General features: G+C 62.6%; 14 protein-coding genes. 6 read left to right on the forward strand and 8 right to left on the reverse strand.

Annotated features, from left to right (window positions below; all coding sequences use genetic code 11):
- Window positions 1-65 precede the first annotated feature (65 nt).
- The 3 genes from ACIQLI_RS09165 to ACIQLI_RS09175 all read right to left on the reverse strand — a co-directional run bounded on the left by ACIQLI_RS09165 (window position 66) and on the right by ACIQLI_RS09175 (window position 5,058).
- Window positions 66-3,566 carry a DNA polymerase III subunit alpha gene (locus tag ACIQLI_RS09165; RefSeq protein ID WP_400387376.1) on the reverse strand — a complete coding sequence of 1,167 codons (3,501 nt, stop codon included), beginning with the start codon at window positions 3,564-3,566 and terminating at the stop codon, window positions 66-68.
- A 4-nt stretch (window positions 3,567-3,570) separates the two neighbouring features.
- Window positions 3,571-3,915 carry a DUF6504 family protein gene (locus ACIQLI_RS09170; RefSeq protein ID WP_400387379.1) on the reverse strand — a complete coding sequence of 115 codons (345 nt, stop codon included), beginning with the start codon at window positions 3,913-3,915 and terminating at the stop codon, window positions 3,571-3,573.
- An 81-nt stretch (window positions 3,916-3,996) separates the two neighbouring features.
- On the reverse strand, window positions 3,997-5,058 hold the full coding sequence (locus tag ACIQLI_RS09175) for an FAD-dependent monooxygenase (protein WP_400387382.1): 1,062 nt from the start codon (window positions 5,056-5,058) through the stop codon (window positions 3,997-3,999).
- A 52-nt stretch (window positions 5,059-5,110) separates the two neighbouring features.
- On the opposite strand from ACIQLI_RS09175, the gene ACIQLI_RS09180 reads away from it, so the two are divergent.
- Together ACIQLI_RS09180 and ACIQLI_RS09185 are read left to right on the forward strand one after the other, a co-directional pair.
- On the forward strand, window positions 5,111-5,647 hold the full coding sequence (locus tag ACIQLI_RS09180; RefSeq protein ID WP_354227030.1) for a TetR family transcriptional regulator: 537 nt from the start codon (window positions 5,111-5,113) through the stop codon (window positions 5,645-5,647).
- Window positions 5,648-5,693: 46 nt separating this feature from the next.
- On the forward strand, window positions 5,694-6,083 hold the full coding sequence (locus ACIQLI_RS09185) for a hypothetical protein (RefSeq protein ID WP_089595262.1): 390 nt from the start codon (window positions 5,694-5,696) through the stop codon (window positions 6,081-6,083).
- Between the two features lie 2 nt (window positions 6,084-6,085).
- Here the strand turns inward: ACIQLI_RS09185 and ACIQLI_RS09190 are convergent, their stop codons facing one another.
- Window positions 6,086-6,832 (reverse strand): SOS response-associated peptidase, encoded by a 747-nt coding sequence (locus ACIQLI_RS09190; protein ID WP_400387585.1) that lies wholly within the window; start codon window positions 6,830-6,832, stop codon window positions 6,086-6,088.
- Window positions 6,833-6,996: 164 nt separating this feature from the next.
- On the opposite strand from ACIQLI_RS09190, the gene ACIQLI_RS09195 reads away from it, so the two are divergent.
- The 3 genes from ACIQLI_RS09195 (at window position 6,997) to ACIQLI_RS09205 (ending at window position 9,118) form a co-directional block, all read left to right on the forward strand.
- Complete coding sequence (locus ACIQLI_RS09195; protein ID WP_400387386.1) at window positions 6,997-7,257, forward strand: mycoredoxin; 261 nt, start codon at window positions 6,997-6,999, stop codon at window positions 7,255-7,257.
- A 146-nt stretch (window positions 7,258-7,403) separates the two neighbouring features.
- Complete coding sequence (locus tag ACIQLI_RS09200) at window positions 7,404-8,489, forward strand: S-(hydroxymethyl)mycothiol dehydrogenase (RefSeq protein WP_089595264.1); 1,086 nt, start codon at window positions 7,404-7,406, stop codon at window positions 8,487-8,489.
- Window positions 8,486-9,118 carry an MBL fold metallo-hydrolase gene (locus ACIQLI_RS09205; RefSeq protein WP_400387390.1) on the forward strand — a complete coding sequence of 211 codons (633 nt, stop codon included), beginning with the start codon at window positions 8,486-8,488 and terminating at the stop codon, window positions 9,116-9,118. The genes ACIQLI_RS09200 and ACIQLI_RS09205 overlap by 4 nt, the downstream gene beginning before the upstream one ends.
- 47 nt (window positions 9,119-9,165) lie before the next feature.
- On the opposite strand, the gene ACIQLI_RS09210 is transcribed toward ACIQLI_RS09205, so the two are convergent.
- The 3 genes from ACIQLI_RS09210 to ACIQLI_RS09220 are packed head-to-tail and all read right to left on the reverse strand — an operon-like array spanning window position 9,166 to window position 11,235.
- Window positions 9,166-9,912 carry a biotin/lipoate A/B protein ligase family protein gene (locus ACIQLI_RS09210; RefSeq protein ID WP_400387393.1) on the reverse strand — a complete coding sequence of 249 codons (747 nt, stop codon included), beginning with the start codon at window positions 9,910-9,912 and terminating at the stop codon, window positions 9,166-9,168.
- Window positions 9,912-10,715, reverse strand: coding sequence for a thioesterase family protein (locus ACIQLI_RS09215; protein ID WP_400387395.1), 804 nt, complete (start codon window positions 10,713-10,715; stop codon window positions 9,912-9,914). The genes ACIQLI_RS09210 and ACIQLI_RS09215 overlap by 1 nt, the downstream gene beginning before the upstream one ends.
- A gap of 31 nt (window positions 10,716-10,746) precedes the next feature.
- A complete protein-coding gene (locus ACIQLI_RS09220; protein ID WP_400387397.1) occupies window positions 10,747-11,235 on the reverse strand; it encodes a DedA family protein in 489 nt (162 codons plus the stop codon).
- Window positions 11,236-11,315: 80 nt separating this feature from the next.
- Here ACIQLI_RS09220 and ACIQLI_RS09225 point away from each other — a divergent pair, with 80 nt between their 5' ends.
- Window positions 11,316-12,287, forward strand: coding sequence for a hypothetical protein (locus ACIQLI_RS09225; RefSeq protein ID WP_400387400.1), 972 nt, complete (start codon window positions 11,316-11,318; stop codon window positions 12,285-12,287).
- Here the strand turns inward: ACIQLI_RS09225 and ACIQLI_RS09230 are convergent.
- Window positions 12,284-13,786, reverse strand: coding sequence for an FAD-dependent oxidoreductase (locus ACIQLI_RS09230; protein ID WP_400387403.1), 1,503 nt, complete (start codon window positions 13,784-13,786; stop codon window positions 12,284-12,286). The two genes, ACIQLI_RS09225 and ACIQLI_RS09230, sit on opposite strands and share 4 nt — an antisense overlap.
- Window positions 13,787-13,796: the final 10 nt, after the last annotated feature.

Consider the following 13,796-nt stretch of genomic DNA (forward strand, 5'->3'; position numbering starts at 1 on the left):
GTCAATCGTATCTGCTTCCGCGGGGGCGGCCAAAGCAGCGCGCCGACGCCTGAAGCAGCCGTCCATCAGCTTCCCAAACCAGTGATGGCAAGGTTCCTGGAGATGCCATGAAGGGCACCTCGATGGGTGTATTCATCCGGTAAATCGCCCCCGGCAGGCAGGAACCCGGTAAAGGGCAGCGTTTCAGGCCGGCTCAGGTCCCAGGCTTTGGTGGCGCTGAGGCTGATGCCTTTGGGACCTGTCCGCCTGGTGGTTCCACGGATCAGCAGCAACCGGGTCCCAAACAGCAAGGGTCCAGATTCTTCCTGGGCTTCATGGAAGAAGACTGAATCCACACAACCGGTGCCGTCATCGATGCTGATGAAGACCACGCGCCTGCCGCCACGCATGGGCGGGGTCTGGGTTGCGATCCGTACCCCTGCCACCAGCACTTCAGTACCGTTGCGAAGACCGAGGAGCTTATCTGCAGTAGTGACACCCAGCTTGTCCAACAAAGGCCGGTGGCTGTCCATGAGGTGCCCGCTGACATCGACGGCCATCAGATCCAGCTCTGCCCTGACATTGTCCACCATGGAGGGTTCGGGAAGTTCAGGAGCCAGGTTCCTCAGCTCAACATCTCCCAAGGCAAAGGACAACTGCCCCTCAATGACATCGGTGGTTTTTTTGGTGGGACTGCTCTGGAGTGCCTGGAGGTGTTGCACAAGGTCTGCCCGGTTGGCTTTTCCACCGGAGCCTTGATGGAGGGCATCAAATGCGCCAAGTTGGGCAAGCCTCTTGATGTTGGGCTTGCTCACCCTCGCACGGGCCCGCAGGTCTGCCAGGGAATCGTAGGGCTGGCCTGCGACGATCCTTTTCAGCTCAGCACCTGAGAGCCCATATATTCCGGTAAGGCTCAGGCGGATCCCAAGTTTGCCTTGATGGGGACCGTCCTGGATTTTTTCCACCCGGTATTCGGCATGGCTGCGGTTGATGTCCAAGGGCAGGATGGGGATGCCCAGCCTGCGTGCTTCGGCTACCAGGAGTCGCTTGGGATACATTCCGGGATCGTGTTCCCACAGCCCTGCCAGGAAGGCTTCGGGATGATGGGTCTTAAGCCAAGCCGATTGGTAGGTGGGCACAGCAAAGGCAGCACCGTGTGCTTTGCAAAAGCCAAAACTGCCGAAGGCCTTCAGGGTTCCCCAGACCTTGTCCACCACCTCGGGCGCGTAATTCTTGATGGCTTCCCGGCGGAAGTAGCTCTCCACCCCCGGCTCATGTACTTGATCTCCCAAAGCCCTGCGGAATTCATCTGCCCTTGCCAGTCCGCATCCGGTCATGACATCAAACGTCTTCAGGATCTGCTCATGGAACACGGTGACCCCATGGGTTTCCTGCAAAACCGGCTTCAGGTCCGCATGAGGATAAATCTCCGGAGCGAACCCGTGCCTATGCTCAAGGAAGGGCCGCACCATATCTGATTTCATGGGCCCGGGCCTGAAGAGGGAGATGTCGATGATGAGGTCGTTGAATTCTCTGGGCGCCATCTTTCCAATGAGCTCCCGCTGTCCCGGGGACTCAATCTGGAAACAACCCAGTGTGTGGGTGCTGCGGATCAGCTCATAGGTGGGTTCGTCGTCGAAGGGAACAGCATTGAGATCGATCCTGCCATCGGCGGCGATATAGTCCGGACCTGTTCCCCCAGGTTCCACCGGATGCCGTCCGGCGGCCACTACTTCAGCTTTGGATGGATGAAGGCGTATGACTTCCCGGACAGCAAAAGCCATGGCACTTTGCATGCGCACGCCCAGGACATCGAGCTTGAGCATCCCCATGGGATCCATGTCGTGTTTGTCGAACTGGCTCATGGGCAATCCCAATCCGCTGGGCTGCACAGGGGTGCGGTCCAGGAGGGTCGCATCTCCCAAAATCACTCCACACGGGTGCATGGAGATATGCCGGGGTAAGCGGTCCAGCCTTTCGGTAAGGTCCACCAGGAGATCCAGTTGCTGGTTTTCTTCCAGGCCTCCTTGCTCCACCCGGCCTGCAAAAGAGCGCAGTTCCGGCTTCTCAACCAGCGCTTCACGGAATTTGCGTGCTGAAAACCTCCACAATTGTTTGGCGATTTCACCGATTTCGCCATCTTCCATTCCCAGCGCCAGGCCTGCGTCACGGACAGCCCCCCTTGCCCTGTATCCGTTCTGCATGCTCATGAGGGTGACCCGCTCGGCTCCGAAGCGGTCAAAAATCTTCCGATAGACGTTGTGCCTTTCTGCGCTTTCAACATCCAAGTCAATGTCGGGCAGGGTTGAGCGGCGGCCTGACAGGAATCGTTCAAAAATGAGGTCGTGGCGGATCGGGTCCACCTGGCTGATATCGATCAAGTAATTCACCAGGCTGGACGCACCGGATCCTCTCGCGGCTACCCTGACGCCCATATCAAGGATCATCCTGGATACCTCGGCAACGGTGAGGAAGTAGGGGGCAAAACCCAGCCGGGCGATGATGCCGAGTTCATGCTCCAACCGCGAGCGCAGCTGCTTTTCTGCTTCTCCTGAGATGCGCGGGAACCTTCTGGTGATGCCGGACTGGCAGCGCTGGGTGAGTTCCACCATGGGGTCGCCGTCGATGCCGATGATGGTGGCTTCGGGAACCACGGGTTTCTTCCACCCCATGTCCAGGTTGGGGTGGATGCGGCATTTGTCGGCGAGCGCTTCGGTGTTGGCGAGCAGTTTGTGCAGGTCCGCTTTTCCTTGTCCTGCCGCGGCCATGATTTCTTTGCCGAGTTGGTGCATGTGTTGTGCGTTTTTCAGCCAGCCTTGGCCTGTTGGTTGGAGCATGGGCGCTGCTGAGAGTTCGGGGAGGGATTTGAGGGTGCGGGCTGAGTCCAGGACGTCCGCGGTGGCGGCACCGTCCTGGGCACAGTAGCGTACGGCGTTGCTGAGGACGGCTGGGATGTTGTATTCGAGTGCGAGTTTGAGCATGCGTACGGCGTGTGCGGTGCTGAGTGGTTCTCCAGGGGCGCTGAGGTGGGTGACTACTTCGGTGACGATGGTGCCCGGTGGCATGGCGTCGATCCATTGTTTGAAGAGCGTTCTTGGCCGCAGGTATCTTCGGCCTCCCATGGCCTGTCCAACATCTGAGTCCGGTCCGATCATGACTGTCAGCACGGGTTTAAGGGTGTGGGGGTCCAGTGTCCTTGAGGCCAGCTCGCCCCGGGTGACTGCGGCGGGGATCACTCCCCCGGCTTTGCCTGAGGTGCGTGCGTGGGCGTCGGAGATGAGGCGGCAGAGCGCCCGGTAGCCGGCGCCGTTGTTGTTGCCGTGGGCGAGGACGACGACGCGGCCCGCAACCTGGGTGCGGTGGTCGCCGTCGTCGTCGAAGACAGCCAGGTCCACCCCGACGATGGGATCGAGGCCGGCGTCCATGCAGGCTTTGAGGTGTTTGATGGTGCCGTACAGGCCGTCGCGGTCTGTGCAGGCGAGCGCTGTGGCGCCGTCTGCTGCGGCTGCTTGGGCGAGTTCGTCGGGCCAGGAGACGCCGTAGTGCGCGCTGAAGGCGGTGGAGACGTGCAGGTGGGTGAAGCTCAAGGGTTCACGCTGCTTCGTCAGGCTCTACGGCCTGTACCGGCGCAGCGTCGTGGATGCGCAGGAGCCGCCATCGTCCGCTGCTGACATGGCGGACAAGGTCAAGGGTGATGGTGTCCGCAGCCGGGGCATCTGCCTCTACGGGTTGGAGTTGGACGCGCCATATTTCGTGGTCCACCAGACCTGCTCCGGTTCCTATGGCGGCGCGGGTTTCTTCCAGCCACCATTGGCGCCGCTCGTACCACCGGACGGGGTCATTGGAGACTGAATAGTGCGCGCCTTTCCAGTGGACGGTGCGTGGCTGGCCTGTTTCCGTGCAGCCGACCTCCACGGACTCGCTGAACAGCCCCATATCCTCACCTCGTTTGCGCCGGATTTTGTATTCGAATGTATGTTCGAATAAATCCAGTTTACGCCGGGGTCGGGACAAAACCTACTTCGAAGTTCCAGCCTTCTCCCTGGACCGCACTACCCGCTTTCCCGCCTGCTTCAACAGGGCATCACGCCAGGGCTGCATTCCCTGGGCGAGGGCTATGCTGCCCATCACTGAGGATGCCAGGCGAAGTTGCTGGGTTCTCAGTATCCGCCTCCTGCCATAGGTGTCGAGGGCTGCCTTCAATGGCATTTCGTTGAGTAGCTTGCCCAGGGTTACGGCATCGATCAATGCTTCGCAGGCGCCCCGGCCCAAATTGGGTGTCATGGCGTGGGCGGCATCCCCGAGCAACACCACATTGCCCCGCGCATAACGACCCAGGGGCGGCGTGGTCCAAATCCGTTGGGCCAGGGAGTTGTCCGGCACCGCCAAGGAAAGGACCTTTCCCACCGCAGGCGAGTAGTGGGCATACCGGCTCCGCGTCAGTTCAAGAGCCTGGGCAACGTCTACTTTCTCCGGGCCGAGGTCCGAACGGAAGGAGGCGTACCAGTTGGTTCCGCTGCCGGCAGGCGCCAAACCAAAAATCTCCCCGCGCCCCCAGTACTCGCCAATGTCATCTGCGGACGGAGCTGCTGGAATGACTCCACGGACTGCGAGGAACGGCGTGGGCTTGGCGGCGCTGCGCGATCCCCAGGAAGCCTGCCGGACCATACTGTTGACCCCATCCGCCCCGACAGTCAGCCATGCGTCACCGGGGAGTCGGTCCACGCGCCCGGTTAGCCGGCGGACGCCTTCGGGGACGGCAGAGTCCAGAAGCTTCAACAATTCCGGCCGCGACACCCCAAGGAGCCCATCCCCTTCCATGGAAAGCATGGGCTCACCTGAGGGGCTGCGGAGCGCTCCTGTCGTGATGATGGCTCCCCTGCTCCGGGCAGCTCCCAGGATCCCCAGCCCGGACAAGGCCTCCTGGGCCTCCCTCCACATGGCCAGTGTTGTTCCTACCGTGGGCAGTTCCGGACGTTGCTCGTACACCGTGACATCGAACTTGCCGGGGTCCAGCCGTGCTGCGAGCGCCAGTCCGGCAATTCCGCCGCCGATGATGTCCACTTTTTCCATGGCCACACTGTACTACTACATTTGTAGTGGCGATAGGGTTTGGGGCTAGACTTTCGCCATGCCGGACCGCCGAACAGAACTTGCCGACGCTGCCCTTGCCGTCGTGGCGGCGAAAGGCCTCAAGGGACTTACCCATCGGGCCGTCGATGCCCAAGCCGGCGTGGCCGTAGGAACCACCTCGAACTACTTCCGCAACCGCGCCGCACTGGTCAGTGCCGCCGTCGACCGCGTCGAAGAGCGGGATACGCTCCTGCTCCAGCAGGGCGGATGGGAGACGCCGACGTCGGTGGCGGCCTTGGCAGAACAACTCACCGGCGCCCTCATGGGACTGGCGCTGGAAAATGCAGACCTCACCCGGGCGAGGTTCGCTTTTGCCCTGGACCAGCCGGAGGTCGTAGCGGCCGGTCACGAGCGGATGCTCGCCGGACTGGCCCACATCCTGGGCTTCCTGAACGTGCCGGACGCCAGAACGCGGGCCGAGTCGGTAGCCGACTACGGCGATGGCCTTGCCATGCACCTTCTGACCGCACGTAAAGGCCAGGACATCGACAGGGCATCGGTGGCGCGGAACATCCGGCGCCTGTTGGAAGGATGAAAGTCAAGGGGTGGACGGCAGCGGGTCCACAGAGCAGGATTGTGGCATGAGTACCAATGACGCACTCCTGAAGCAGGTCAACATCACGGCATCGGACGACAACCTGGTGGCAAGGTTTGAAATCGATGGGAACATACCAGGCTCCGGCGCTTACGTCGTGGGCCTTGTTGCTGCCAGTGAGGATTACTCCTCACAGCGCAGGCTCGGCATCGAATTCATGAACGGAGAGGCCATCTCCTTCTACTCCTTCAACCACTCCCTGAGCGCCGAGGAAAACTACGACATCAAAGGCGTAGAGCATTCCGGCAACGTCATCACCGGAAACTTCCCCATGTCGGCCATCCACGGGCTCAGCAAAGGCCATGTGATGACGGGCTTCAGCGAAGCTGACGGCCGCGACTTCCAGTCCGGGGTCCCGGTAACAGAAGCACTCTGAGGTCAGAAGAGGCCCTCCACCGGCTCAATGAGCTCCGGTGAATTGTTGCGGACGTTCCCCACGGCACTGCCCACAGGATCCAACGTCCACCCGGAGGCGGTGTCGTGCGCCTTGGAACGGACCATCTCCACCAGTCCCGCAGCGTCCTTCTCCCGCGGATCCAACCAGGCTTCCATGGTCTCCGGGTCCATGGGCAGCGGAACGCGGTCGTGCAGGGCAGTGAGCTCGTCAAACACCGAAGCACTGCGACGCGTCCGGGCAGACTCAGCAGTGGGGGTGTCCGCCGTCAGGATGGACATGGACAGCAGCCAGCGCCCGGGATCGTCATCCGCTGCCGACTGGTCCCGCCACCACTCATACAAGCCGGCAAAAACCAGGGCCTGGCCATCTCCCGGGTGTACGTAATAGGGCTGCTTGTTCTTCCCCTCGCCCTTTTTCCACTCGTAGTAGCCATCGGCCGGAACTGCGCAACGCCGGGCAACAGCAGCCTTCTTGAAGGAAGGCTTCTCCAAGAGGGTCTCGCTGCGGGCATTGATCAACCGGACGCCCCCCTTGGGATCCTTGGCCCACGATGGCACCAGGCCCCACTTGGCAACATGGAGCTGCCGCTTCAGATTGTCATCGACAAGCCGCTCCAGCACGATCGGAACAGCATCGGTGGGTGCCACATTCCACGACTTTTCGAGGGCGATCTCGTTCTCCAGCTCGGCGTCGAAGTCGGCAAGCAGGTCCCCCACCGCACGGGCCATTACATAACGTCCACACATGCCAACAGTCTGCCGCCTCCTCCCACATCGCGCCAGCGCACACTTGTGACGTAACCCGGCTTCCAGCCCACACGGGAATTATCAGGGGGCAGGTTACCGTTGATAACAACGAATCATCCGTGCAAACCACTACTGAGGAGAGCTCTGTGGACTTCACTCCCGACTCCGGCACCATCACCATGTTCTCGACCACCTGGTGCGGTTACTGCAACCGCCTGAAGAAGCAGCTGGACGCCAAGGGCATCGGCTACACAGAGATCAACATCGAAGAAGTGGATGGCACTGCCGAACTCGTCGAGCAGCTCAACGGAGGCAACCGCACCGTCCCCACCGTCCTCTTCCCCGACGGAACCGCGGCAACCAACCCCTCCGCTGCCGAGGTTGAGAAGCGCCTGGTCGCCGCATAACCGCCGGCTCCACGCGTAACCCCTCCAGGGCCCGCACGGAACAATCCACACGCTGTCTGCCACCTGTGATAGACAGATTGGGAATCCGTAGCGGGCCCTGCTGCATTTAAGGGCCCGCTCTCCGCGAGTCCGAAAGGAACATTCCCATGGTCCACGCAGTCAAAGGTGTCGTCGTCCGCTCCAAAGGCGCACCCGCAACCCTGGAAACCATCCTGGTTCCCGAGCCCGGTCCCGGCGAAGCCCTGGTGGACATCCTCACCAGCGGCGTCTGCCACACCGACCTCCACTACAAACTCGGTGGCATCAGCGATGACTTCCCGTTCCTGCTCGGCCACGAAGCCACCGGCGTGGTCAGCGCAGTAGGCCCCGACGTCACCGACGTAGCCCCCGGCGATCGCGTGGTCCTCAACTGGCGTGCAGTCTGCGGCAACTGCCGCGCCTGCAACCGCGGCCAGGCCCAGTACTGCTTCAACACCCACAACGCCACCCAGAAAATGACCCTCGAAGACGGCACGGAACTCTCACCCGCCTTGGGCATCGGCGCGTTCATAGAAAAAACCCTGGTCGCTGCCGGCCAGTGCACCAAGGTAGACCCCGACGCCGATGCCGCCGCAGTCGGGCTCCTCGGCTGCGGCGTCATGGCAGGTCTGGGCGCGGCGCTGAACACCGGCGGCGTCAAGCGCGGCGACTCCGTAGCCGTCATCGGCTGCGGCGGAGTGGGCGTAGCAGCCATCGCAGGTGCCGCGCTCGCAGGCGCCACCACCATCATTGCCGTCGACATCGACGCCAAGAAGCTCGAGCGCGCCAAGGACCTTGGCGCAACCCACACCGTGGACTCCTCCAAGGGGGACCCCGTCGAAGAAATCCGCGCCCTGACAGGCGGCTTCGGCGCCGACGTGGTGATTGACGCCGTCGGACGTCCCGAAACCTACAAGCAGGCCTTCTACGCCCGCGACCTCGCAGGAACAGTAGTCCTGGTAGGCGTCCCCACACCGGAGATGACCCTGGAACTGCCGCTTCTGGACGTGTTCGGCCGCGGCGGATCACTCAAATCATCCTGGTACGGCGACTGCCTTCCCTCCAGGGACTTCCCCATGCTGGTGGACCTCTACAAGCAGGGCAAGCTGGACCTCGATGCCTTCGTCACCGAACGCATCACCATCGACCAAGTGGAAGAAGCATTCGACAAAATGCACCACGGCGCCGTCCTCCGATCGGTGGTTGAACTATGAGCACCCTCACCATTGACCACGTGGTCACGTCAGGCACGTTCTCGCTCGACGGCGGCACCTGGGACGTCGACAACAATGTCTGGATTGTCGGGGACGACTCCGAATGCCTCGTCATCGACCCCGCCCACAACCCTGACGCCATCCTGCAGGCAGTCAACGGCCGCACCGTCAAAGCCATCCTGCTGACCCACGGCCACGACGACCACATCCGCTCGGCAGGTGAATTTGCGGAACTCGCCAAAGCACCCATCCACCTGCACCAGGACGACTGGATGCTGTGGCGGGCAGTGTTCCCGGACGTTGACCCCGATGCCGCAATTGCCGACGGCGACCAGTTCACCGTTGCAGAAGCCACGCTGAAAGCCATCCACACGCCGGGGCACTCACCGGGATCCGTCTCCTTCCACTTGCCCAGCGAAGGGACGCTCTTCAGCGGAGACACCCTCTTCCAGGGCGGCCCCGGGGCGACGGGACGCTCCTACAGCGACTTCCCCACCATCATCGAGTCCATCCGGACCAAACTGCTCAGCTTGCCGGAAGAGACAGTGGTCCGCACCGGGCACGGAGACTCCACCACCATCGGAGCGGAAAAACCGCACCTGGACGAATGGATCGCCCGCGGGCACTGACGCAGGCCAGGCAACCTCCGGGGTCTGGAAGGCCGGGGCTCCCGTCCCTAGCCCACCAGACTCCGGAAGTCGCCGTCGACGACGTCCGCGTACCCGCGGTAGGCCTCGATGACGGCGTCCTCCACGGTCTGGACATCCAGGTGCGGCAGCAGGTCATTGGCGGCACCGGCCGTTGCAGGATCCCAGTCAAGGCCCAACGCTGCGTAGCTGGCCGTCAGGACCTCACGAATGGGCTTTGAGTTTTCCACCACAATCACGGAGCTGAAGAGCCACGCACCGGAGACTACCCGCTGCGCGGTGCCAATCAGTTTGATGCTGTGGGCCGGAAAGTCAGGGTCCTCGCCGTGGACGCTGAATTCACCAGGGCAGTACTCCCCAGGGATCTCGCCGACGGCGGCGTGGACACCAACGCTGCGAAGCGCGCCGGCCAGCAACTCACCGAACTCCGAAAACCGGGCCTTCGCACGCACGATCGCATCCGGATGCGGCTCAATGTGGTCAATAACCAACGTCCCCTGGTGATACGCAGCAGCGCGTCCGCCGGCCTTCCGGATCAGGGGCTCGAACCCCAACTCCCTGCAGGCTTCCTCAGCCGCGGGAAAGCCAGGGAGGTTCGCATCCCGCTGTCCGAACGCAACAGTTGGCTGCGGACGGTACAGGCGAAGCGAGGGGCCCAGCTGCCCATGGCGGGCTCGTTGCAACAGCTCCAAGGCAAAGTCCAGGTCTTGTGCAGCACCCATGGATTCCAGCTGGCGGTAGGCCGTGAGCTGCGCCGTGGCTGCTTCGGCCCGCATCAGCTCTTCCTCAACGTCAGGATCTGTTCGGCCCTGCCGAACGGCCCGTTGATGTCATGGAGCACTGTGGAAGTCAGGCCAATGCCGTCGGCTCCGAACGAGACTTTGTTGTCCAGGCCCAGCCACTCACCGGACGGCGCCCGGTACATGTGGATCTGGAGGTCAACGTTGGGAAAGATGTAGCTGTCTTCGCCGGGAGGTACCCTGGCTGCGATCCCATTGGCGGTGTCCACCAGACCCATCAACCGTGCGAGATCCGAGCTGTCGTCATGATCGGTCAGGGGATGCGAGGTGCGGATCCACACTTTGCCTGATCCAGGCCGGTGGCCCTCCGCCAAGCGCATTTCCAGGGAACGGATATAGCCTCCAGGCCACACACTTGCACCTTCCCACGGCTTGCATTCGTCGGGAGCCGGCATGGGCTCGTCCTCAATTGCTGCTACAGCGCTGGTATCGCTGGTCACCATGCGCCAGGCAGCGGCACGGATGGCTACACGGCCTCCAGCGGAGAGCTCGGCCTGGATGAGCTCGATGGTCCGGCCCGGCCTCAGCGTTGAGGTGGTGACCTGGAACTCGCCGCCGGGAATCAGCCCCAGGATTTCATAGCTGATCCTTGCCATGCGGACATCGTCCCGGGGCTCATGCCTGGCAAGGGCGTCGGCCATGATGCCGGACGCCGGGGCCATGTGCTGCTCATGCGGATTCCACGCACCTTGGGCATGGATGGTGGACCTGTAACGGCCCTGGCCCAACGATTCGTAGTAGAAATCGCCATCCGCCAGTTCCGGTAATGCAGTAGTCAACCCGAGCCTTTCGCCGATCCAGCAGTAGAACTCAGACCACTGTATCCGCAGATTTGGCCGCAGAACGACGCTTGCGAACCACCACTACCCAGACGATGACGACGGCCAAGGCCACAACCCCCAGCCCGGCCCCAACGGGCGACGCTGCCGCAACCGCAAGCCAGGCCTCCAAGGCTGCCAGCCCGATGGTGGCGTACAGCAACGCCCACATGAGCGAACCGGCAATAGCTGCGGGCAGGTATCTGCGAAGCGGCATGCGGGCAGCACCTGCTGCAAGGTTGATGGCCGTCTGCAGACCAATGGTCAGGAAGGAAAGTACGACGGCGTACGGCCCCCACCGCTGGATGAGGACTTGCGCACGGGCTGCTTTGGGACGCTCCAGGGATCGACCGAAGCGGGTGTGGGCGAACCCGGCCACGGCACCGCGTCCGATCCAGTATGTGACGTTGACGCGGATCATGACAATGGCAAAGAGCGCCGCGAGGGCGACGCCGAAGGGCAAGCTCATGATCTGATCCACTCGACTTAGGCTACCCTAAGCAGCGGCGCATTAAGGATTCGGTCCGACGGACCGGGCACGGTAAACCCTAGGATGAGTCCATGGATCTCCGCGATGCCGCCCAAGAGCTGTACGCCGTGCCGCCCAGAGACTTCACCACTGAACGAACCGCCATGGCCCGCAAAGCCAAGGATGGCGGGGAAAAGGACCTGGCCAAGGAGATCGCCGGCCTGCCCAAACCCGCCGCCGGCGCCTGGGCCATCAACATGCTGTCCGTTCACAAGCCTGAGGTGATTGACGGCGTCGTGCGTTTTGGCGTTGCCCTCAGAACCGCTCAGGAGGCGGGAGACGCAGACGCGTTTCGTGAGCTCGGACAGCAGCGGCAGGGGAACCTGACCTCGGCCGTGCATGCAGCCAAGGACCTTGCCGGCGAGCTGGGAACACCCCTCAGTGCAGCTGCTGCCGCCGACGTGGAACAAACGCTCAGGGCAGCCATGGCCGACGCCGGGGCGGCTGCCGCCATCGGCACTGGCCGGCTGGTACGGGGGCTCAGTGGCAGCGGTTTCGAGGCAGTGGACCTCACAGGTGCGGTTGCTGCGGCAATCCCTGGGGACCTTGTTGTCCCCGAACACGAGGTCGCCGCAAAGCCGGCGCCAAAGAAGGAACCCGCGCCCCACACCAAAGAGGCGACCCCTCCCAAAGAAGCGGCACCGAAGAAGAATCGACCAGACGAAGAGGCCACGTCGTTGGCGGATCGCCGGGCCGCCAAGCAACGGGCAGCGTTGAAGGAAGCGCAAAAAGAGTTCGACGCCGCGGATCAAGAAGCCGCGGAGGCCGAAGCGACGGCATCCTCAGCGTGGGACGTCGTCAACGAACTCTCAGCCCGCCGAACACGCCTCAAATCCGACATTGAGGACGCTAAAAAGCGCTTGTCGTCCCTGGAAGCGGAATTGATTGGCTTGACCAGGGACGCTGAAGCGGCGGAATCCCTGAAGAAACGTTCAGTCAGGGACGCTACACAAAAACGACGCGCTGCCGACCAGGCCCAGAGGCGCGTAGACCGGCTGGGCTAGGTCTCTTTCTTGCCGACGGACTCTTTCAGGTGACGGGTTGCGGGCCCTTCCAAGTACTTGCCCTCAGGTGTGAACCGGGAGCCATGCAACGGACAATCCCAGGACTTCTCGGCGTCGTTCCAGCTCAGGAGACCGCCCAGATGCGTGCACAAGGCAGAGACTCTGCAGACCTTCCCCGCCACAGTGGACACGGCGGCCGGATCACCCTTGTACAGTCCGACGACGCCCGTCCCCTCCGGTGGGCGGGTTTCGTCGGTGATCTCGGGGTTTCTCCTGACCTTGGCTTTGTCCTCGATCATCCGGCGGGCAACGTCCGCATTGTGCCGGACACCCTCAACCGCGCCTTTCGGTGAGGTGACGCGATGATGGATGACGGTGGCCCAATCGGACTGGCCTCCCAGGATGTCCGAGGTGATGGACAGTGCTGCCGCCACCCCGTTACTCATCCCCCATTTGTTATAGCCCGTGCCGAAGAAGATCCGTCCGTGTCCGCGGGGAAGTTTGCCAAAGAAAGGCATCAGGTTGGTGGCCCGGTAGTCCTGGGCAGACCAGGTGTGGGTGACTTCAGCGCCAGGGTAGTGCCGCGTTGACCATCCGAGCAGGTCATCCAGGTGCGATTGCGGCGATGCGGCCCGGCCACCCGCATGTCCGTGGCCGCCCACCAGGAGCAATTCGCCCTCGGGAGTGGGTTGAGTGCGCTGGGACCGGGTGGGTGAATCGATGGAAAGATACATCCCTTTCGGAATATCTCCAGGTACCTTCAAGGCAGCCGCGTAGGACCGGTTGGGCTCAAGCTTGGCAAAGTACAGGCCGCGATCCAGGATCGGGGTCCCCGTAGCCAGCACCACGGTGTCCGCTGTGAAGGTGCCCTTGGGCGTGGAGACTTCCAAGGGCTGCTCCGAACCTACCTTCTGGACCTGCATGTCCTCGACGATCATGCCGCCATGCCCGCGGAGGTCCCTGGCGAGGTTTTCCAGCACGTCCATGGGGTTGATCTGCACCTGGTTTTCGAGCTCCAGCGCCTCCACCACGGGGAACGGCAGGCCGGCATCACGGCTGAAGTGCACGTCCAAACCTGCGTCGCGTGAAACCGCAGCCTCTTTGCGGAGCCGCTGGCCGCCGTCGTCCGTGGTTGCGAACGTCACCGCGGTTCGGCGCTGGAACGGAGTGCCCTGCTGCTCCATGTACTGCGTCAGCCAGGCTTGGCCGGACTTGTTGGCCTCCACATAGGCCTGCACCACTTTCAGGGGGTACTGGCCACGCAGGGCGGACAGTACACCGCCTTGCAAGAGGCTCAGTTTCCCTGTGGTGTTGCCGGTGGTCACGGCACCCAGCGTTCTGGCCTCGAAAACCACCACGCGCTGGCCCGACCGGGACAACAGCAAGGCCGTCACCATTCCAGTGAGCCCTGCGCCTACCACTATGGTGTCGAAGTGCTTTTCCTCAGGGATGTGGTCGGAGGTGAAGCGCATCTCCCGGTCCAACCAGAGCGATTTCATCGATCAGCCT

It is taken from the genome of Paenarthrobacter sp. NPDC091669, from assembly GCF_044756725.1.
GTDB lineage: Bacteria > Actinomycetota > Actinomycetes > Actinomycetales > Micrococcaceae > Arthrobacter > Arthrobacter bambusae_C.